The sequence below is a fragment of the Dyella tabacisoli genome (assembly GCF_003350925.1).
GTDB classification, from domain to species: Bacteria; Pseudomonadota; Gammaproteobacteria; order Xanthomonadales; family Rhodanobacteraceae; genus Dyella_C; species Dyella_C tabacisoli.
Map to the genome: position 1 here is coordinate 240,111 of NZ_KZ857177.1, position 19,030 is coordinate 259,140.

Sequence of the window (19,030 nt, forward strand, 5' to 3'; positions counted from 1 at the left end):
TCTTTGTTTTTTCTCTTGCTTTTTTGCTCCTGCTTTTTAGGCTTTTCCCCGTTCCCCGTTCCCCGTTCCCCGTTCCCCGTTCCCCGTTCCCCGTGGCAGGCCGGCGCAGCGCGTCTGATCGCCGCAGGGTAACTTTTACTGTGGTGAATCGTGCACATTAGGTTATGACGACTACGCCCCATTCCTTGCTTATCTTGGCCGCGCTACTCAGCGCGATCGCGTCGATGCTGCATATCCGCATTATGTTCGGCGGCGCAGCCTGGTATGACCGCTTTGGTGCCGGGCAGCGTATTGTCGACTTGGCTAAGGCCGGTCACTGGTATCCGACAGCGATTACCAGCGTCATTGCAATCGTGCTGGCGATATGGGCCGCCTATGCGTTGTCTGGTGCAGGTGTGCTGCCGCGGTTGCCGCTGCTGCGTACGGTGTTGTGCGTTGTTACATCGATCTATTTGCTGCGCGGTCTGGTCATCGTGCCGCTGCTGTTGTTCGCGCGTGAGCGAGTCAATGCGTTCGCGCTATGGAGTTCGTTGCTTTGCCTGTTCTATGGCGCGGTCCACGGGCTTGGGTTGATTCAGGTGTGGCCTGCATTGGGCTGATCTATCTGCGATTCACTTGTCGCCTCGCCACTTCACGGTTACCATCCCGGCCGTGTTGTCATTGGGGAGTAGCCATCCTCACCCCTTGAGAGCCCTGGTTGTCGATATTGGGCTTTCGCATCAGAGGAATTCGTGTCAACAGACTTGAAGCCGTGGCTTGTAAGCCTTTGCTTCATGGCACGAATGGTTGTCGCAGCTCCGATCAGGACTGTGCCCGCCCGGCGAGACCTTTGGCCTTGACGTGCTCACCCTGCCGGGCGAGCGACGTCAATGCGCCATTGGTTATCCGCTCGCCCGGCTGTGGATTTTTTCATGCTTACTGCGCTGTGGTTTCTGCTGTCGGCGGGGGCGATTTATTTCGCCTGCGAATACTTCGTCAACGGTATCGAATGGTTTGGGCGCAAGCTCAGTCTGGGCGCGACCGCGACCGGTACCGTGCTGGCTGCTTTTGGCACTGCCTTGCCAGAGAGCGCGGTGACCTTTGTCGCCGTGGTATTCGGCAAGACGGCTGAGCAAAGAGATATCGGTGTGGGCGCCGCACTCGGTGGGCCGCTGGTGTTGGCCACGATTGCCTACGCGGTGGTCGGTCTGGCTTTGTGGAGAAACCGACGGCGCATCCAGCAGGCAGACTGCATCGTGCGCGTCGAGCATCGCCGGCTTGCGCGAGACCAAGCCTGGTTTCTGAGCATCTTTGTCGTCAAATGCGGCTTGGGTCTGATCGCTTTTGCGTTCAAGCCGTGGCTGGGTGTGATGTTTCTTATCGCCTATGCGCTGTATGTCTGGCGCGAGCTCAATAGCAGCGACGTGGCGCCGGAAGAAGAAGAGCTTGAGCCGTTGAAGTTTCAGCCGCGTGCACTCGACCCGGCGATGTCGCGGGTCTTGCTGCAAACGGTGTTGGCTTTGTTGGTGATCGCATTGGCCTCGGATACTTTCGTCAAACAGATCGAGGCCATCGGTATAGCGCTGCAGCTATCGCCGCATCTAGTCGCCTTGGTGCTGAGCCCGGTGGCGACCGAATTGCCGGAGACCGTGAACGCGTTGATCTGGGTGCGCCAGGGCAAGGAGCGCCTTGCATTGGCGAATATCTCCGGCGCCATGATGATTCAGGCGACCATTCCCAGTTCGCTCGCGCTATTCGCCACGCCATGGCTGTTTGATGCGCCACTGATGATGGCGGGATCGCTTACCGGCATCGCCATCGTGTATTTATGGTGGCTGTTTCGCCGCGGCCGAGTGGATGCGCGTTGGTTGTTGCCGGTGGGCTTGCTCTATGCCGTATTTGCCGTGTTTGTCGGCTGGCATTTTGGCCGCGCCGGTTGATATCGAGCTACCCGCCGGATTCGTCCAGTTGAGCGAGTTCGCGGCGGGCGGCCTTAAGCCAGGAATCTTCCTTGCGGCGATAATAGGCGGGCATCAACTTGGCGCGCTTGAGCTGGCCTTCAAACACCTGGCGCGCTTCGGCATGATGCTGCGTCTTGCGCAGCAGGCAGGCGAAGCGAAACCGCCCCTCTTCGCCGGGATAGCTGTCGGCGAGCACGCGATACTCCTTTAGGGCGGCATCGGTCTCGCCTAGTTCTTCCAGGCAACGCGCATAAAGCAGATGGCCTTCGCAGGACTTGAAATTCGGGTTGGCCTGGATCAGGTCTTCCAGAGTGCTTCGTGCGCCGGCGTAATTGTTGCAACCGGCTTGAGCCTGGGCGAGGCCGAGCATAAAGCCGGGTTCGGTGGCGTACATGCCGGTCAGCAAGCTGCGATAAAGCTCTTGCGCATTGAGGTAATCGCCCAGTTGCAGGCTCTCTTCGGCCAGGTGGCGGCGGTTATCTACCGTATCGGCCAACTCCAGCCGCCGTTCTAGTTCACGGCGGCGGCGTTGCGGGTCGATGGCTTGCAGGGCTTTGCTGGCCACGTTGCGCCCGTGCGGATCGTGCCGTAGATCGGGAATCACCGCGATGAGCACGTACACCAGTACCGCAAGATAAGAGCCGATCAGGATCAGCCAGACCCAATACAGCGGACGGCCGCTGCGGACGACGTGGATGGCACACGCGGCTTGCAGCGCGATGGAAAGGAACAAAACGATAGGCATGCCGCTTCCCTGGACGCTGCTGTCGGAAAACCGTGGATATTAGAGCCTGTTTACGCTCTCTGAGTAGCCTACTCATAAAGTGCAAACAGGCTCTTAGCGCTGCAGGGTAGGTGTCTGGGCCGTGCGGGCCGACTCAGTTTCGATGCGCGGCGTTGCGATCGCGATCCGCACCTAATTTGCGGTCGAGTGAGCCGAACAGCTTTTTGAAGGCGCGTGAGAATTTGCCGCGCTTGGTCTTGCGCAGTTTTTCCTCTTCGCTGGTAAGCCATGCGATTTGGATCACCCGGCGTTCGCCCTCAAAGGGCAGGTGGCCATGGAAGGAGTTGTCGCAGCGCTTGAATACGGCAAATTCGCCATAGAGGGGCTTGAGTTCGGGCGCAACCAGATCGTCGATGTCATCGACGCGATTGAGAAAGCGCAGGCAGCCATCGCTGGTGTCCGGCCATTGCGCATTGAGATAGAGCAGGGCGGTGGCGACCTTGGATTTGCTGTCGGTGTGAATGGTGCCGTGGCGCTTGTTGAGTGAGCGGCACAGGGTGACCAGGGTGGGGTATTGGTCCAGGTGCTCGATCCCGAGCCGACCGCCGACCGCGCGGGCGAATTCCGGCGTGGTCAGGTTTTGTACCAGCAGGTTGATCGACAGGCCGCAGTCGCTGGGGTCGTAAGGGAAGAATCCGGCGCTGGTGTAATTGGGGAAGTCGCTTTCCAGTTCGTTGCGCGACTCGTCGGGCAACTGGCCATGCGCAATCATGAACGGAAAGGGTTCTTGTCGTATGTCCGTGTCCGGGCGGTCGAGACGGGCAGGATCGAGAAGAACGGCTGCGCTCATAGGCGTGTGAATCTCCATAGGGACGCGCGCTAGTGTAGCGCTGTCCACTGCCTTCATCGTGTGACGATCTCATGTCATTCATGCTTTATCCGGTGGACAGAAAGCCTCGTCACACCTATCATTGCGACCCGCCCTGTAACTTTCCTCGATCAAGGTCCACAAGCCAGCAGTACTAAGGCTTGCGGACTTTGCTGCACCTACGAAGGCGGTTCTCCCGATGCCTATCCCTGCTCTGCTTGCCCTCGAAGACGGCAGCGTGTTTCACGGCCATGCCGTGGGCGCGACTGGTCAAACCGTCGGCGAAGTCGTTTTCAACACTGCGATGACCGGCTACCAGGAGATCCTTACCGATCCCTCGTACTCTCGCCAGCTCATCACCCTGACTTATCCGCATATCGGCAATACCGGCATCAATGCCGAGGATGCCGAATCCACCGCCGTGCACGCGGCCGGCTTGATCGTGCGGGATGTTCCGCGCCGTGCCAGTAACTGGCGCAGCACCGAAAGTCTGCCCGATTACCTCCAGCGTCACGGTATCGTGGCGATTGCCGGCATCGATACCCGCCGGCTTACCCGCATCCTGCGTGACAAGGGCGCGCTCAGTGGCTGCATCATGGCCGGTGAGCATGTCGACGCCGATGCCGCGCTGGCCCTGGCGCGTGAATTTCCTGGTCTGAACGGCATGGATCTGGCCAAAGTGGTCAGTGTCGCCAAATCTTACGAATGGAAGGAGGGTGTGTACGACCTGGATCGTACGGCCTTCAATCAGCCCAAGATGCGCTTCAAAGTGATGGCCTACGACTTTGGCGCCAAGCACAACATTTTGCGTCTGCTGGCCGAGCAGGGTTGCGATATCACCGTGGTACCGGCACAAACGCCGGCTGCCGATGTGCTGGCGATGAAGCCTGATGGTGTATTCCTCTCCAACGGACCGGGCGATCCGGCCGCTTGTGATTACGCCATCGCAGCCACACGCGAGTTCCTCGACGCCAAGATCCCGCTGTTCGGTATCTGCCTGGGCCACCAGATCATGGGCCTGGCCTTGGGTGCGAAGACGCTGAAGATGAAGTTTGGACACCACGGCGCGAATCATCCAGTGAAAGACCTGGACGACGGCCGCGTGCTGATTACCTCGCAGAACCACGGCTTCGCGGTGGACCCGGCGACGTTGCCGGCTAACGTGCGGATCACCCACAGCTCGTTGTTCGACGGTTCGCTGCAGGGCTTTGCGCTCACCGACCGACCGGCGTTTTGCTTCCAGGGTCATCCTGAAGCCAGTCCGGGGCCGCATGACATCGGCTATTTATTCGACCGTTTTGCTGCGTTGATGCAGGAGCCCCGCTGAGATGGCCAAACGTACTGATATCAAGAGCATCCTCATCATTGGCGCCGGCCCGATCGTGATCGGCCAGGCCTGCGAGTTCGATTACTCCGGCGCACAGGCATGTAAGGCGCTGAAGGAAGAGGGCTACCGGGTCATTCTGGTGAACTCCAACCCGGCCACGATCATGACCGACCCGGAGACCGCCGACGCGGTCTACATCGAGCCGATCAACTGGCAGACCGTGGAACGGATCATCGCCAAAGAGCGCCCGGACGCCGTGCTGCCGACGATGGGCGGCCAGACCGGCCTCAATTGCGCCCTCGATCTTGCCGATAACGGTGTGCTGGAGAAGTACAACGTCGAGCTGATCGGCGCCTCGCGCGAAGCCATCCGCATGGCCGAAGATCGCGAGTTGTTCCGCATAGCGATGGCTGAGATCGGGCTGGAATGCCCGAAGGCCGAAGTGGTTCGGACCTTCGAGCAAGCCGTCTTGGCACAGGCCAAGGTCGGTTTCCCAACCATCATTCGCCCGAGCTTTACCCTGGGTGGTTCGGGTGGCGGTATCGCCTATAACCGCGAAGAGTTCGAAGAAATCGTCAAGCGCGGTCTCGAACTATCGCCGGTCGGCGAGGTGCTGGTCGAAGAATCGGTGCTCGGCTGGAAAGAGTTCGAGATGGAAGTGGTTCGCGACAAGGCGGACAATTGCATCATCGTGTGCTCCATCGAAAATCTCGATCCGATGGGCGTGCATACCGGCGATTCGATTACCGTCGCACCGGCACAGACCCTCACCGACAAGGAATACCAGCGCCTGCGCAATGCATCGATCGCGGTGCTGCGCAAAATCGGCGTGGATACCGGCGGCTCCAACGTGCAATTCGGCATCAATGCCGAAGATGGCCGCGTAGTCGTCATCGAAATGAATCCGCGCGTATCGCGCTCGTCGGCGCTGGCCTCCAAGGCCACCGGCTTCCCGATCGCCAAGATCGCTGCCAAGCTGGCGGTGGGTTATACGCTGGACGAGCTGAAAAACGACATCACCGGCGGCCTGACCCCGGCGTCGTTCGAGCCGTCCATCGACTACGTGGTTACCAAGATTCCGCGTTTCGCCTTTGAGAAATTCCCTTCCGCCGATGCACGTCTCACCACCCAAATGAAGTCGGTGGGCGAGGTGATGGCGATGGGGCGCAGCTTCCACGAGTCGCTGCAAAAAGCGCTGCGCGGGCTGGAGATCGGCAAGACGGGTCTGAACCCCACCGGGCTGGACATCACCACCGAAGACGGCTTGGCGGTACTCAAGCGCGAACTGCGCGAGCCACGGCCGGATCGCGTGTTTCATTTGGCCGATGCTTTCCGCGCCGGTCTTTCGCTGGAAGAAGTGCACAACCTCAGCCGCGTCGATCCATGGTTCCTCGCTGCCTTTGAGGACATCGTGCTGGCCGAGAACGAAGTGACGGCGCATGGCATCACGGCGCTCGATGCGCCGCGCATACGCGAGTTGAAGCGCATGGGTTTTGCCGATGCACGTCTGGCCGAGCTCATCGGCACTGACGAAGCGGCCATGCGTCACCTGCGCCACACCTTGGGCGTGCGCCCGGTGTACAAGCGGGTCGATTCCTGCGCTGCCGAATTCGCCACCACCACGGCTTACATGTACTCGACCTATGAGGAAGAGTGCGAAGCCAACCCGACGGATCGCGATAAGATCATCGTGCTTGGCGGCGGCCCCAACCGTATTGGTCAAGGTATCGAGTTCGACTACTGCTGCGTGCATGCGTCGCTTGCCCTGCGCGAAGACGGTTTCGAGACCATCATGGTCAACTGCAACCCGGAAACCGTGTCCACCGACTACGACACTTCGGATCGCTTGTACTTCGAGCCGCTGACGTTGGAAGACGTGCTGGAAATCGTCGCGCTGGAGAAGCCCAAGGGCGTGATCGTGCAATACGGCGGTCAAACCCCGTTGAAGCTGGCGCGTGCGCTCGAAGCCGCCGGCGTGCCGATTATCGGTACCTCGCCCGATTCGATCGACCTGGCCGAAGATCGCGAGCGCTTCCAGCAGATGATCGGCAAGCTGGGCCTGCTGCAGCCGGCCAATCGCACCGCCCGCAATGCGGACGAGGCCTTGGTGTTGGCTCGCGAAATCGGCTATCCGCTGGTGGTACGGCCGAGCTATGTGCTTGGCGGTCGCGCCATGGAAGTGGTGTACGACGATGCCGATCTGTCGCGCTACATCCGCGAAGCTGTGCAAGTGTCCAACGATTCCCCCGTGCTGCTGGATCGTTTCCTCGATCATGCCGTCGAAGTGGACGTGGACATCATTGCCGATACCGAGGGCAATGTGCTGGTCGGCGGCATCATGGAGCATATCGAAGAGGCCGGCGTGCACTCCGGCGACTCCTCATGTTCGCTGCCGCCGTATTCGCTCACTGCTGAGATACAGGACGAGTTGCGTCGTCAGGTCAGCGTGATGGCGAAAGAGCTGAAAGTGATCGGCCTGATGAATACCCAGTTCGCGATTCAAGGCGACACGGTGTTCGTGCTGGAGGTCAATCCACGCGCTTCGCGTACCGTGCCTTTCGTTTCCAAGGCTACCGGCGTGCCGCTGGCAAAGATTGCGGCGCGGGCAATGGCCGGGCGCACCTTGATACAGCAGGGCACGACGCGCGAAGTCATTCCCGCGTACTACTCGGTCAAAGAAGCGATCTTCCCGTTCCTGAAGTTCCAGAACGTCGACCCCATTCTCGGCCCGGAGATGCGTTCCACCGGTGAGGTGATGGGTGTTGGCCGCACCTTCGGTGCAGCGTTCGCGCGCGGTCACGATGCCGCCGGCATCAAGACCCCGCCCAAGGGCAAGGTGTTCGTATCGGTACGCGACGCCGACAAGGATCGCCTGCTGCCGGTCGTACGCGATGCGGTCGCTCGCGGTTTCAGTATCGTGGCTACCGAAGGCACGGCGCGTTACCTGGCCGAGAATGGCGTGGTTTGCGAGCGGATCAACAAAGTCGCTGAAGGGCGGCCGCACATCGTCGATCTCATCAAGAACGGCGAAATCGTCTATATCGTCAACACCACCGAGGGCAAGCAGGCTATCGCCGACTCGTTCTCGATCCGGCGCGAGGCCTTGCAGCATCGCGTTACCTATTCCACTACCGTAGCGGGCGCTCGCGCACTGGTGCATTCGTTGGATTTCCACGGCACCGGCGAGGTACATAGCCTGCAGGAACTGCATAAGGAACTGAGCGCATGAGTCGCGCCCCTATTACCAAGGTTGGTTCAGAGCGGTTGCGTGCCGAGCTGGAGCGTCTGAAATCCGTCGAGCGGCCGCGCATCATTGCGGCCGTTGCTGAAGCGCGTGCGCATGGCGATCTGAAAGAAAACGCCGAGTACCACGCGGCGCGCGAGCAGCACGGTTTCAACGAGGGACGCATTGCGGAGCTGGAGGCAGGTTTGTCCACCGCCGAAGTGATCGACGTCAGCCGTCTGGCTGCCGGTAATCGCGTGGTATTCGGTGCCACCGTCGATCTGGAAGACGTCGATAGCGGTGAATCGGTCACTTACCAGATCGTTGGCGATCTCGAAGCGGACATCAAGCAACGCCTGATCGCGGTGTCATCGCCGATTGCGCGTGCATTGATCGGCAAGAACAACGGCGACGACTTCGAGTTCACCGCGCCCAATGGCGTGAAATCCTATGCGATCGTCGGCGTGCGCTACTCCTGAGCCTGCGGGTAGCGTGTTGCGATAGCGCGGCGGCATAGCGGCCGCGCAAAAAGCAGTTTGATGGCCTGATCGGTTCTTGCCTCATGGATATGTGCAAAGGATAGAGATGATGTCTCAGCGGAAGATTCTTTTTCTCAGCGTCTCGGCAGGTGCGGGTCATGTACGCGCCGCCGAGGCATTGCGCCAGACCGCTGCGGCGAATCTGCCCGATGTACAGACCTTGCACCTGGACGTGATGGCCTATGTTCCGGCGGCTTTCCGCAAGCTTTACACCGATTTCTATATCAAGCTGGTCAATAGCTACCCCACGTTATGGGGCATGTTGTACCAGAGCACGAATGAAGCCGATCCAGGCAGCCCTTCGCAAAAGTTGCGGCGTGCGGCCGAACGATTGAGCACGCGTGCGTTATGTCGGGCGATCGATGCGTTCGCGCCCGATGCCATCGTATGCACGCATTTCTTGCCGGCCGAAATCCTGATGCATGAGATTCGGCGCGAGCGATTGAAGGTGCCGGTGTGGGTGCAAGTCACCGACTTCGATCTGCACGGCATGTGGGTGATTCCGCGGATGACCGGTTTTTTCGCTGCCAGCGACGAAATCGCTTTTCGCATGCGCGCCAATCACATCGAGGCCGAACGCGTCCATACGACCGGTATTCCGGTGGTGCCGGCATTTGCCTTGCCGCAGGATCGTCAGGCTTGTGCGAAACACTTCGGCCTCGATCCGGCGCGGCGCACCATCATGCTGATGGGCGGTGGCGCAGGCATGGGCAAGCTCGATGAGGTGGCTGCGGCCTTGATGCGGCTGGAGCATGATTTTCAGTTGATTGTGCTTGCTGGCCGCAATGAGGCAGCGCTGAAAAAACTTCAAGCTATCGCCAGCGAGCATGCGGGGCGCTTGTTTCCTTTCGGCTTTACCAATGAGGTAGAGCGATTGATGGCCTGTTCGGATTTGGTCATCACCAAGCCGGGTGGCTTGACCACCTCTGAGTGCCTGGCGATGGGCGTGCCGATGGTGGTGAATGCACCGATTCCAGGCCAGGAAGAACGCAACGCCGATTACTTGCTGGAGCAGGGGGCGGCACTCAAGGCAGTAGATCTGATCTCGCTTGAATATCGGGTGCGCCTGTTGCTCGCCGAGCCTGAGCGGCTAGAGCAGATGCGGGCGCGTGCCCGTAGCCTGGGCCGACCGCAAGCAGCGCAGCACGTATTGGATATCGTGCTTAAGCAGCTTAATTAGACGCGCTGAATGGATTTGAGTATTCGTACTGGCAATGAAGTTTCAACCCGGCCATGGGTCTTGTGGCTGACCATTCTGTGGACGGTACTGTTGGCGTTCTTTTTCGCCAATGTGGAAATCCAGATCGAAGGCGGCGCGGGTTGGGCGGCGAATCTGCCGACCTGGCGCATCGAACATCATTGGCTGCTCGACATCTTTTGGGGGGGCCGGCCGATGACGGGCTATCACGCATGGATTTTCCCCTGTGTGGCGCTGTTTTTTCATTTTCCGCTGGTGTTCGCCGGGCGCTGGAGTTGGCGCGCTGAGGCGCGCGCGTTGGCTTGCATCATGCTGTTTTGGATTACCGAGGATTTGCTCTGGTTCGTGCTCAACCCTGCTTTCGGCTGGGCGCACTTCGCACCGCGCTTTATTCCGTGGCATATCCATTGGTGGGGTATGGCGCCGACCGATTATTGGATTTCGTTGGCCGTGTCGGCAGTCTTGTTCTGGTTGTCATGCCGTGGGCCGTTACGCCGACCGGCGTAGCCACGCCGAACGCCGAGCACAAAAAAGGCCGCTTTCGCGGCCTTTTTTATCGACACGTCGCAGCTTAAATCAGCGCTGACGAGCCTTGAAACGCGGGTTGCTCTTGCAGATCACGAACACTTTGCCACGACGGCGCACGACCTTGCAGTCACGGTGCCGCGCCTTGGCGGACTTCAAAGAGGAAAGCACCTTCACGGCCAGCTCCTGAAACTAATGGATAAGATAAGCGCGGAAGTGTAATCGTTTGAATGGCTTATCACAAGTCCACAGCCCGTTTGGATTCAGTTAGCGTGGATAGGAATTTTGCCACCACCGGCGAGGTGTCATCCGCGCGGCTGGCTACCGCCAACAGCATATAAGCGTCCGGGTCATCCAGGGGTACATAACTCACCCCCGTCAGGCTGACGGTGCTCATGGAAGCAGGCACCAGCGCCAGGCCCATGCCCGCGGCGACCAGCACCAGCAAGCCGTTGATCTGTTGGGCATGCACGCGAATCAATGGGTGAAAATTCGCCTTTATCGCGATATGCACCAGGCGGTCATACAGCGTGGCGGCTAATTCGCGTGGCTGTACCACAAAGGCCTCGTTGGAGACCTCGCGCAAGCTGACACTGCTGCGACCGGCCAAGGGGTGGCCCGAGGGCAGGGCTAGCAGCAACGGCTCGCGATCGATCAAATCCAGCCGTAGCGCCTGCCGATCGTCTTCATGTTTAGGTTCATCGCGCACAAAACCGACGTCGAGTTGGCTGGCGAGCAGGGCGTCGAATTGCGACTCGGTGTACATCTCGCTGAGCCGTACGCGCACATTCGGCGCGAGCTGGCCGTAGCGCAGCAGAGTTTCCGGCAGCGCCGGATGAAAGGTGACCGATACCGTATAGGCCAGCCGCAACTGCCCGCTGAAGCCTGCGGCAGCCTCAGTCACCTGAGTGCGTGCTTCATCGGCCTTGGCGAGGATTTGCCGGGCCTGCTCCAGAAACACCCGGCCCGGGTCGGTCAGGGCGACGTTGCGTTTGTCGCGGTCAAGCAGTCGTACTCCAAGATCTCTCTCAAGAGCTTGAATCTGCTGCGATAAAGGGGGTTGGGAGAGATGCAGGCGCTGCGCGGCGCGGCTAAAGCTCAATTCCTCGGCGACAGCGATGAAATAGCGTAGCTGGCGGAAATCAAACATATAGGGAAATCGAATAAGTAGTGCGATAAATATATATTTGTTTCGTTGCGGCGTCGACCTATAATTGCCTGGTCCCGCCACCGTCCCCTCCCCCCAGGTGGCGGCGACCCCCGCCCCGCAGCGACGCTATCCCCCCGATATACGGTCTCCCTCCCCCTGAACCGTTATCGAGGCGTCGCCTAGCGGGGCGCTTTCTTTTTCGCCCGCAGCCCTTCCTGATTAGAGGCTGGTAGCGAGCTGAGTGCCTTGGGCAATCGCTCGCTTGGCGTCCAGCTCGGCAGCCACATCGGCGCCACCGATTACATGGGTCTTGATGCCGGCGGCGATCAAGGCGTCGGCCAGCTTGCGATTGGGCTCCTGGCCGGCACAGATCACCACATTATCGACGGGCAGAATCTGGGCTTTGCCGGCTACCGTAATGTGCAGGCCTTGATGATCGAAGCGTTCGTAGCCGACGTCGCCAAGCATGGCGACGCGCTTGGCCTTCAGCGTGGTGCGGTGAACCCAGCCAGTGGTTTTATTGAGGCGGGCGCCTAGACGGCCCTTGCTCCGTTGCAGCAACCAGATCTGCCGGGCCGGAGCCTCCGGTTGCGGCGGCAGCAGGCCGCTGCGGGTGTCCAGGTGCATATCTACGCCCCACTCTCGTGTCCAGCGATGAACGTCGGTGGCGGGGGAGGGGGCGTGCTCGACCAGAAACTCGGCGATATCGAAACCGATGCCGCCAGCGCCGATGATGGCCACCCGCGCGCCCACCGGTTTGTCGTGAGCGAGCACGTCCAAATAACTCAGCACGCGCGGATCGTCGCTGCCAGCGAAGTGCACATGGCGCGGCGTAATGCCGGTGGCGATGACGACCTCGTCATAGCCGCCCATTTGCAGCGAGGCGAGGTCAGCGGTTTGGCCTAGTTGTAGCTCCACGCCAAGATCCTGCAAGCGATGCCGGAAGTAGCGCAAAGTCTCCTCGAACTCTTCTTTGCCCGGAATGCGCTTGGCGTAATTGAATTGACCGCCGATCATCGGTGCGCGGTCGATCAGGGTCACGCTGTGACCACGTTCGGCCAGGGTGCTGGCGCAGGCCATGCCCGCAGGCCCCGCGCCGATCACCGCGATGCGCTTGCGTGCAGCGGTTGCCTCAATACGCCGTTCGGTTTCGTGACAGGCCCGTGGATTGACCATGCAACTGGCGCGGCGGTTTTTGAATACATGATCCAGGCAGGCTTGATTGCAGGCGATGCAGGTATTGATGCGGTCGCTGCGGTCCGTCTGCGCCTTACGCACCCACTCGGGATCGGCCAGCAGCGGGCGTGCCATCGAGACCATATCAGCCTCGCCTTCGACAAGAATGCGCTCGGCGACCTCGGGCATATTGATACGGTTAGTGGCGATCAGCGGAATCGACACTTCGCCTTTGAGCTTGCGGGTGACCCACGCAAATCCCGCACGCGGCACGCTGGTGACGATGGTGGGTATGCGCGCCTCGTGCCAGCCGATACCTGTATTGATGATGCTGGCGCCGGCGCTTTCGATGCCCTTGGCCAGGGTGACGATTTCGCTCCAGTCTTGTCCGCCATCGACCAGATCGAGCATCGACAGACGGTAGATGATGATGAAGTCGCGCCCTACCGCTTCACGAGTGCGTCGCACGATCTCTAGCGGCAAGCGCATGCGCCGAGTGGCATCGCCGCCCCAGGCGTCGTTGCGCCGATTGCTGCGCTCGGCGAGAAACTGATTGATGAGATACCCCTCCGAGCCCATCACTTCGACGCCGTCGTAGCCTGCTTCTTGAGCTAATCGGGCGCAGTTGACGAAGTCGCGGATGCTGCGCTCTACGCCACGGGAGGACAGTGCGCGTGGAGTGAATGGAGTAATCGGTGACTTGATCTTCGAGGGTGCTACCGACAGCGGGTGATAGCCGTAACGGCCGGCGTGCAAAATCTGCATGCATATCCGGCCTCCTTCCGCATGCACGGCGCTGGTCAGTTTGCGATGCCTGGCTACATGCCACGGCATCGACAAGCGGCCACCGAAGGGCTTTAGCCAGCCCTCGATGCTGGGTGCGATGCCGCCGGTAACCATCAGACCGACACCGCCACGAGCGCGCTCGGCGAAATACACAGCCAGTTTGTCGTAGTCGCTGGCCTTGTCCTCCAGTCCGGTATGCATCGAGCCCATCAGAATGCGATTGGGCAAGGTGGTATGGCCCAGATCGAGCGGTGTGAATAGACGGGGATAGCGCATGCGGCTGGCCGGATTGAAACGATCGTATGAATCTGCACGGGTCAGGGCATAAATGCAAGCTTGCCTTGCGGACTCAGGCTGGCTTGTCTATGTACGGCAGCTATCGGAGTCAGCTTGTCAACGATGCACATCCTTGGCCTCATCCTCGATAATCGGGTATGCATTTCATAAAAACACTTTTCATGCGGCCATCTCTGCGACGGGCCTTCGCCGGCATCGTTTTTCTGACTGTGATCCAGATGGTTCTCGTGCAGGCGGTGCCGGCACAGACGCCGAAAACGGTATTGCTTGAGGATTTGACCTGGACTGAGTTGCGGGACCAGATTCAGGCGGGCAAGACCACCATCATCATTCCCATCGGTGGGACTGAGCAAAGCGGCCCTGATGTCGCCGTCGGCAAGCACAACGCGCGGGTGCTGGCATTGTCGCAGCGGATTGCGCGAGGGCTGGACAATGCACTCGTCGCACCGGTGATCGCCTATGTTCCTGAGGGCGGCTATGCACCGCCTACCTCGCATATGCGCTTTCCCGGCACCATCACCGTAGCGGACGACACCTTCGAGAAAACACTTGAGTCCGCCGCCAACAGCTTCAAGATCCACGGATTCAGCCATATCGTCTTTCTAGGCGATCACGGCGGTTATCAGGCGGACATCAAGCGAGTGGTCGCTCGGCTCAACAAGGCATGGTCCGGTACGACAGCCAAGGCCTTCGCGCCGCCGGAGTACTACAGCGCAAGCTCGGACGGTTACGCACAAATACTGCGTCAGCGCGGTTATCGCGATACCGAGATCGGCACCCATGCCGGGCTTGCCGATACCTCGCTGCAACTCGCCGTAGCGCCGCAGATGGTTCGGCAAGATCGATTGCGCAATGATTCGAAACTGGGGTCGGCCGACGGTGTCTATGGCGGCGATCCGCACCGTGCGACGGCCGAGCTCGGGCAAATGGGCGTCGATATGATCGTGACGCAAACCATCAGTGCGATTAAGAGAGATACTGCGGGTCGCTGATGGGTTCACCGATTGGTGACTCACTGCACTCATCATGCTTCTGGATAAAGGTGTTCCATGTATTTAAATACTCGTCGTTGCTCGCGTCTCGTGCCGTTGATCGGTATCGCTTTAGCCGGTCTAGGCATTATGTCCAGCGTGACTGCGGCTTCGGCCATCACTACGGTGCCGGGTATGGCGCCAGTGGTAAACCCGGCCAATCTTTATAGTGAGGCGGGCGCCACCCATCTCAGTGCCGCCGTGGCATCGGCATTGCCACGTGTCTATGTGCCTAATCTTCGCTCCAACGATGTCTACGTCATCGATCCGGCTACCTTCAAAGTGGTCGACAAGTTCAAGGTCGGCCATAGCCCGCAGCACGTGGTTCCTGCGTGGGATTTGAAAACGCTGTGGGTGGCGAATAATGACGAGGGGCAGGCGGGCGGTAGCCTGACGCCAATTGATCCGAAGACGGGCAAGCCTGGCGAGTCGGTCCCGGTCGATGACCCCTACAACATGTACTTCACGCCGGACGGCAAGGAGGCCATCGTCGTGGCTGAGGCGCATGCACGGCTCGATTTTCGCGATCCGCACACGATGGCGTTGAAATCGAGCCTGGAGGTGCCGCAGTGCAAGGGCATCAATCACGCCGACTTTGCGATTGACGGCAAATACGCGATCTTCACCTGCGAGTTCAGCGGCGGCATTGCGAAGATCGATCTGGTGAACCGCAAGGTGGCCGGCTATCTGCAACTGGCCGCTAAAGGCATGCCGCAAGATATTCGCATCTCACCGGACGGCAAGGTGTTCTATGTCGCCGACATGATGGCTGATGGCGTATTCGTGGTCGATGGCGACAATTTCACCAAAGTCGGCTTCGTCGCGACTGGCGTTGGTGCGCACGGGCTGTACCCGAGCCGTGACGGCACCCGCTTGTACGTCTCCAATCGGGGTTCCAACCGTATTCATGGGCCCGCCCAGCCGCAAGGTCATGGCAAGGGTCATCACGGCCAGGTGGTTCGCGGCAAGGGCAGTGTGGCCGTGATTGATTTCAGCACCGGCAAGGTGGTGCAGACGTGGCCGATTCCAGGCGGCGGCAGCCCGGATATGGGCAATGTCAGTGCTGACGGCAAAACGCTATGGCTGTCGGGCCGGTTTGACGACATGGTCTACGCCATCGATACGACTACCGGTGCAGTCAAGTCCATCAAGGTCGGCATGGAGCCGCATGGTCTGACCGTATGGCCGCAGCCGGGGCGTTATTCGTTGGGCCACACGGGAAATATGCGCTGAAGTCGGGCAGCGGTTGCCGGCGCAACCGCTGCTGATGCGCCGATCAGGGGGCGGTCAAGCGTCGAGCAGGTCTCGTACCAGGTCGATATAGCGGCGCATGGCCTCCTCTTTCGAGGTGCCGCGCAGTTGACCCCACGCTTCGTACTTTGCGGTGCCGACGAAATCGAAAAAGCCTGGTTGAGAGCTGCGCACGTCCCCCTCCGAGCCCTGCTTGTAGAGCGCGTAGAGCTTCAGCAGGGTGTCGTTGTCCGGTCGCACCCCTAGTCGCTGAATATCTTCGGCGGCTTGTTCGAACTCGCGGCGAAGATCGGTCATAAGTAGGCTACGGCTGAGGCGGATGGAGGGGGTGCGGCCTGAATAATACGCGTTCAGGGGTCGGTCAACGCGATAACATAGCCGACTTGAGCATGGCTGACATGTTTGTCGGTCAACTATTTCCAGCCAGGAGTCACCATGAGTCGTAGCCCAGTCGTTCCCGTACTTGCCATTGATGGGCCATCGGGATCAGGCAAGGGCACGGTTAGCCGACTGGTGGCCGATCACTTGGGCTGGCGATTGCTGGATTCCGGCGCATTGTACCGTGCGGTGGGTTACGCGGCCGGTATGGCCGGGCTGGATTTGTCCGATGCCGAAGCCGTGACCCGCTGTGCCGAAACCACCAAGATCCAGTTTCGTGCCGCCGCCGATGGTGGCGACACCCGCGTGATCGTCAACGGTCACGACGCCACGGACGAGCTGCGCACCGAAACCGCGGGTGCGGCCGCCTCGGCGATTGCTTCCGTGCCATCGGTGCGGCAGGCCTTGGTGGCGCTGCAATTAGGGTTTCGCAAGGCGCCGGGGTTGGTGGCCGATGGGCGCGACATGGGTACGGTGATCTTCCCGGATGCGCCGTTCAAGGTGTTCCTCACCGCCAGTGCCGCCGAGCGCGCGAAAAGGCGCTATAAGCAGTTGAAGGAAAAGGGCCTTAGCGTTACACTTGCTGGCCTTCAGCGCGAAATTGAAGCGCGTGACTCCCGTGATGCATCGCGGGCTGTGGCGCCGCTCAAGCCCGCCGTTGATGCCGTACTGGTGGATAGCACCGGCATGGGCATTGGGGATGTGGTCGCGAAAGTACTTGCTGTCGTGAAGCTTTAAGTGGCCTCACGCGGCTTTGGTGCTCCATGTCGCGGCATGGAGTTTTGGTCAACGGTGTCAAGGAAGTAGTTCCTGTAGACACCCATAACCGGTGGGCCGATCTGTTCGTACGCATTCATCCGATGGCGTACACAGACCACGGCCTTTTCTCATTTCTGGAATCAACATGACTGAAAGTTTTGCCGAACTGTTTGAACAGAGCCAACAGGCCATCTCCAAGCTCAAGCCGGGCGCGATCGTTACCGGTATCGTTGTGGAAATCCGCAACGACGTCGTAGTAATCAACGCTGGCCTCAAGAGCGAAGGCATCGTCCCGATCGAGCAATTCAAGGACGAGAAGGGTGAGCTGGAAGTGCAGGTGGGCGACGAGGTGAAGGTTGCCCTCGACGCTCTCGAAGACGGTTTTGGCGAGACTAAGCTCTCCCGCGAGAAAGCCAAGCGTTCGATGGTGTGGGATGACCTCGAGCAGGCTTTCGACAAGGAAGAGACCATCACCGGCATGATTTCCGGCAAGGTCAAGGGCGGCTTCACGGTCGACATCAAGGACGTCCGCGCATTCCTGCCGGGCTCGTTGGTCGATGTGCGTCCGGTCCGCGATCCGGTCTACCTCGAGGGCAAAGAGCTCGAGTTCAAGATCATCAAGCTCGACCGCAAGCGCAACAACGTGGTCGTCAGCCGTCGTGCCGTCGTCGAGACCGAGTTCTCCGAGGAGCGCGAGAAGCTGCTTGAGCGTCTGACCGAAGGCGCCGTGGTCAAGGGCACCGTCAAGAACCTCACCGACTACGGCGCGTTCGTGGATCTGGGCGGTATCGACGGCTTGCTGCACATCACCGATATGGCGTGGAAGCGCGTCCGTCACCCGTCCGAAGTCGTCAATGTTGGCGACGAGCTGGACGTGCGCGTGCTCAAGTACGACCGCGAGCGCAACCGCGTTTCGCTGGGCCTCAAGCAGTTGGGCGACGATCCGTGGGTCGCCATCGCCCGCCGTTACCCGGTCGGCAGCCGCTTGTTCGGCAAGGTTTCCAACGTCACCGATTACGGCTGTTTCGTCGAGATCGAGCCGGGCGTCGAGGGTCTGGTCCACGTGTCCGAGATGGATTGGACCAACAAGAACGTCAATCCGGCCAAGGTGGTACAGGTCGGTGACGAGACCGAAGTGATGGTGCTGGACGTGGATGAAGAGCGTCGCCGCATCTCGCTGGGTATCAAGCAGACCCGCTCGAACCCGTGGGAAGCATTTGCCGCCATGCACAAGAAGGGCGACAAGGTGTCCGGTCAGATCAAGTCGATCACCGACTTCGGCATCTTCATCGGCCTGGACGGCGGTATCGACGGCCTGGTTCACCTGTCCGACATCACCTGGCAGGGTACCGGCGAAGATCTGGTGCGCAACTTCAAGAAGGGCGACGAGATCGAGGCCGTTGTGCTGGCCGTGGATCCGGAGCGCGAGCGCATCTCCCTCGGTATCAAGCAGATGGAGCAGGACCCGTTCGGTCAGTTCATGGCTGTCCACACGCGCGGCACCATCGTTAATGGCACCGTGAAAGAAGTCGACGCCAAGGGTGCGGTGATTGACCTGGGCGAAGGCGTTGAGGGTTACCTGCGTGCCAACGACATCGCTAAAGAGCGCATCGAAGACGCTACCCAGCATCTGAAGGTGGGCGACAAGGTCGAAGCCAAGTTCACCGGTATGGATCGCAAGGGGCGTCAGCTCCAGCTATCGATCCGCGCCAAGGACGAGCAAGATCTTGACGACGCGATGAGCGAGTACTCGTCAGCTTCCAATGCCGGTACGACCAGTCTCGGCGCATTGCTGAAAGAACAGCTCAAAAAGGCTGACTAACGTGCCTGCGACAGGGCGGTGTTTCATCGCCCTGTC

General features: G+C 60.1%; 17 protein-coding genes and 1 riboswitch. Of the genes, 11 read left to right on the top strand and 6 right to left on the bottom strand.

Annotated features, from left to right (window positions below; genetic code table 11):
* Positions 1–164: 164 nt before the first annotated feature.
* Both DVJ77_RS13010 and DVJ77_RS13015 read left to right on the top strand, forming a co-directional pair.
* Entirely contained in the window at positions 165–599 is a 435-nt protein-coding gene (locus DVJ77_RS13010; RefSeq protein ID WP_114845946.1) for a hypothetical protein, read from the top strand.
* A 51-nt stretch (positions 600–650) separates the two neighbouring features.
* Positions 651–798, top strand: a riboswitch (yybP-ykoY riboswitch).
* Between the two features lie 113 nt (positions 799–911).
* A complete protein-coding gene (locus DVJ77_RS13015; RefSeq protein ID WP_114845947.1) occupies positions 912–1,919 on the top strand; it encodes a sodium:calcium antiporter in 1,008 nt (335 codons plus the stop codon).
* Positions 1,920–1,926: 7 nt separating this feature from the next.
* Here the strand turns inward: DVJ77_RS13015 and DVJ77_RS13020 are convergent, their stop codons facing one another.
* The gene (locus tag DVJ77_RS13020) at positions 1,927–2,685 is read right to left on the bottom strand and encodes a tetratricopeptide repeat protein (protein ID WP_114845948.1); all 759 of its coding nucleotides are present in this window, start codon (positions 2,683–2,685) and stop codon (positions 1,927–1,929) included.
* Positions 2,686–2,818: 133 nt separating this feature from the next.
* The gene (locus DVJ77_RS13025; protein WP_114845949.1) at positions 2,819–3,514 is read right to left on the bottom strand and encodes a 2OG-Fe(II) oxygenase; all 696 of its coding nucleotides are present in this window, start codon (positions 3,512–3,514) and stop codon (positions 2,819–2,821) included.
* 217 nt (positions 3,515–3,731) lie between these two features.
* Between DVJ77_RS13025 and carA the strand changes: the two genes are divergently transcribed.
* From carA to DVJ77_RS13050, 5 genes are all read left to right on the top strand, one after another.
* Complete coding sequence (gene carA, locus DVJ77_RS13030) at positions 3,732–4,859, top strand: glutamine-hydrolyzing carbamoyl-phosphate synthase small subunit (RefSeq protein WP_114845950.1); 1,128 nt, start codon at positions 3,732–3,734, stop codon at positions 4,857–4,859.
* A 1-nt stretch (position 4,860) separates the two neighbouring features.
* Positions 4,861–8,088 (top strand): carbamoyl-phosphate synthase large subunit, encoded by a 3,228-nt coding sequence (carB, locus tag DVJ77_RS13035; protein WP_114845951.1) that lies wholly within the window; start codon positions 4,861–4,863, stop codon positions 8,086–8,088.
* Positions 8,085–8,561: a transcription elongation factor GreA gene (greA, locus tag DVJ77_RS13040; RefSeq protein ID WP_114845952.1), complete on the top strand. Its 477-nt coding sequence runs from the start codon at positions 8,085–8,087 to the stop codon at positions 8,559–8,561. Before carB ends, greA begins: the two co-directional genes overlap by 4 nt.
* Before the next feature lie 109 nt (positions 8,562–8,670).
* Positions 8,671–9,801, top strand: coding sequence for an MGDG synthase family glycosyltransferase (locus DVJ77_RS13045; RefSeq protein ID WP_114845953.1), 1,131 nt, complete (start codon positions 8,671–8,673; stop codon positions 9,799–9,801).
* A gap of 15 nt (positions 9,802–9,816) precedes the next feature.
* Positions 9,817–10,326: a hypothetical protein gene (locus DVJ77_RS13050; protein WP_380039338.1), complete on the top strand. Its 510-nt coding sequence runs from the start codon at positions 9,817–9,819 to the stop codon at positions 10,324–10,326.
* A 69-nt stretch (positions 10,327–10,395) separates the two neighbouring features.
* On the opposite strand, the gene ykgO is transcribed toward DVJ77_RS13050, so the two are convergent.
* The 3 genes from ykgO to DVJ77_RS13065 all read right to left on the bottom strand — a co-directional run bounded on the left by ykgO (position 10,396) and on the right by DVJ77_RS13065 (position 13,732).
* Positions 10,396–10,521 (bottom strand): type B 50S ribosomal protein L36, encoded by a 126-nt coding sequence (gene ykgO / locus DVJ77_RS13055; RefSeq protein WP_010342887.1) that lies wholly within the window; start codon positions 10,519–10,521, stop codon positions 10,396–10,398.
* 61 nt (positions 10,522–10,582) lie between these two features.
* Positions 10,583–11,494, bottom strand: coding sequence for a LysR substrate-binding domain-containing protein (locus tag DVJ77_RS13060; protein WP_114845955.1), 912 nt, complete (start codon positions 11,492–11,494; stop codon positions 10,583–10,585).
* A 219-nt stretch (positions 11,495–11,713) separates the two neighbouring features.
* On the bottom strand, positions 11,714–13,732 hold the full coding sequence (locus DVJ77_RS13065) for an NADPH-dependent 2,4-dienoyl-CoA reductase (RefSeq protein ID WP_114845956.1): 2,019 nt from the start codon (positions 13,730–13,732) through the stop codon (positions 11,714–11,716).
* A gap of 182 nt (positions 13,733–13,914) precedes the next feature.
* On the opposite strand from DVJ77_RS13065, the gene DVJ77_RS13070 reads away from it, so the two are divergent.
* Entirely contained in the window at positions 13,915–14,745 is an 831-nt protein-coding gene (locus tag DVJ77_RS13070; RefSeq protein WP_114846104.1) for a creatininase family protein, read from the top strand.
* Between the two features lie 57 nt (positions 14,746–14,802).
* Positions 14,803–16,017, top strand: coding sequence for a YncE family protein (locus DVJ77_RS13075; protein ID WP_114845957.1), 1,215 nt, complete (start codon positions 14,803–14,805; stop codon positions 16,015–16,017).
* Positions 16,018–16,071: 54 nt separating this feature from the next.
* Here DVJ77_RS13075 and DVJ77_RS13080 read toward each other — a convergent pair whose 3' ends face one another.
* Positions 16,072–16,332: an acyl-CoA-binding protein gene (locus tag DVJ77_RS13080; RefSeq protein ID WP_114845958.1), complete on the bottom strand. Its 261-nt coding sequence runs from the start codon at positions 16,330–16,332 to the stop codon at positions 16,072–16,074.
* Positions 16,333–16,470: 138 nt separating this feature from the next.
* Between DVJ77_RS13080 and cmk the strand changes: the two genes are divergently transcribed.
* Both cmk and rpsA read left to right on the top strand, forming a co-directional pair.
* Complete coding sequence (gene cmk / locus DVJ77_RS13085) at positions 16,471–17,151, top strand: (d)CMP kinase (protein WP_191983694.1); 681 nt, start codon at positions 16,471–16,473, stop codon at positions 17,149–17,151.
* A gap of 166 nt (positions 17,152–17,317) precedes the next feature.
* Entirely contained in the window at positions 17,318–18,994 is a 1,677-nt protein-coding gene (gene rpsA, locus DVJ77_RS13090; protein ID WP_114845959.1) for a 30S ribosomal protein S1, read from the top strand.
* Positions 18,995–19,030: the final 36 nt, after the last annotated feature.

Bases quoted from the DNA above. Each gene is read 5' to 3' on its own strand.
- carB (WP_114845951.1), top strand. From the start codon at position 4,861: ATGGCCAAACGTACTGATATCAAGAGCATCCTCATCATTGGCGCCGGC.
- DVJ77_RS13080 (WP_114845958.1), bottom strand. From the start codon at position 16,332: ATGACCGATCTTCGCCGCGAGTTCGAACAAGCCGCCGAAGATATTCAG.
- rpsA (WP_114845959.1), top strand. From the start codon at position 17,318: ATGACTGAAAGTTTTGCCGAACTGTTTGAACAGAGCCAACAGGCCATC.
- greA (WP_114845952.1), top strand. From the start codon at position 8,085: ATGAGTCGCGCCCCTATTACCAAGGTTGGTTCAGAGCGGTTGCGTGCC.
- DVJ77_RS13045 (WP_114845953.1), top strand. From the start codon at position 8,671: ATGTCTCAGCGGAAGATTCTTTTTCTCAGCGTCTCGGCAGGTGCGGGT.
- DVJ77_RS13075 (WP_114845957.1), top strand. From the start codon at position 14,803: ATGTATTTAAATACTCGTCGTTGCTCGCGTCTCGTGCCGTTGATCGGT.
- DVJ77_RS13065 (WP_114845956.1), bottom strand. From the start codon at position 13,732: ATGCGCTATCCCCGTCTATTCACACCGCTCGATCTGGGCCATACCACC.
- DVJ77_RS13010 (WP_114845946.1), top strand. From the start codon at position 165: ATGACGACTACGCCCCATTCCTTGCTTATCTTGGCCGCGCTACTCAGC.
- DVJ77_RS13015 (WP_114845947.1), top strand. From the start codon at position 912: ATGCTTACTGCGCTGTGGTTTCTGCTGTCGGCGGGGGCGATTTATTTC.
- DVJ77_RS13070 (WP_114846104.1), top strand. From the start codon at position 13,915: ATGCGGCCATCTCTGCGACGGGCCTTCGCCGGCATCGTTTTTCTGACT.
- cmk (WP_191983694.1), top strand. From the start codon at position 16,471: ATGAGTCGTAGCCCAGTCGTTCCCGTACTTGCCATTGATGGGCCATCG.
- DVJ77_RS13020 (WP_114845948.1), bottom strand. From the start codon at position 2,685: ATGCCTATCGTTTTGTTCCTTTCCATCGCGCTGCAAGCCGCGTGTGCC.
- DVJ77_RS13025 (WP_114845949.1), bottom strand. From the start codon at position 3,514: ATGAGCGCAGCCGTTCTTCTCGATCCTGCCCGTCTCGACCGCCCGGAC.
- DVJ77_RS13060 (WP_114845955.1), bottom strand. From the start codon at position 11,494: ATGTTTGATTTCCGCCAGCTACGCTATTTCATCGCTGTCGCCGAGGAA.
- carA (WP_114845950.1), top strand. From the start codon at position 3,732: ATGCCTATCCCTGCTCTGCTTGCCCTCGAAGACGGCAGCGTGTTTCAC.